Source organism: Methylophaga sp. UBA4204, from assembly GCF_002379485.1.
Classification (GTDB): Bacteria; Pseudomonadota; Gammaproteobacteria; order Nitrosococcales; family Methylophagaceae; genus Methylophaga.
In genome coordinates, this window is record NZ_DFTU01000050.1 from 1319 (window position 1) to 1932 (window position 614).

The 614-nt window shown below is 44.1% G+C and carries 1 protein-coding gene; it reads left to right on the top strand.

The window, feature by feature from the left end; translation table 11 throughout:
* Positions 1 to 216: 216 nt before the first annotated feature.
* Positions 217 to 614 (top strand): SDR family NAD(P)-dependent oxidoreductase (locus B3182_RS07260; RefSeq protein WP_292752137.1); only part of this gene is annotated, 398 nt, incomplete at its 3' end.

Consider the following 614-nt stretch of genomic DNA (forward strand, 5'->3'; position numbering starts at 1 on the left):
GATTACGCAGATTTTCGCAGATGATTAAAAGCGATCTAGTACGTTGATTAAAATTTAAATGAACTTCATACATATCATTATCTAACCCATATTTTTTAGTCGCATGGTCAACAGGGATGTTATTGTAAATTTTTTAATCTGCGTTCATCTGCGGAATCTGCGGATACATATGACACTGTGTCTCTGTGATTCAAATAATAGTATTAAAGGCAAAAAATGAATTCATCCCCAATCATTATGATTACCGGCGCTACCGCAGGATTTGGTGAGGCATGCGCCAGGTTGTTTGCTAAAGCAGGGTGGCGCCTGATTATTACTGGGCGGCGCATGGAACGTTTGCAAAGCCTGCAAGCGGAGTTAGGTGGAGCTTCACAAGTCTGCATCAGTTGTTTTGATATCAGTGACCGGCAGGCGACCGAACAGGCGTTTTCCGAGTTACCAGCCGAATTTCAGCAGATAGATGTATTGGTCAATAATGCTGGTTTAGCATTGGGACTTGAACCAGCTTATGCCACGGATCCGGAAGACTGGGAACGCATGGTTGATACAAATATCAAAGGGTTAATGCGCTGCAGCAGGCTGGTTTTGCCGGGCATGCAATCAAGAGACAGGGG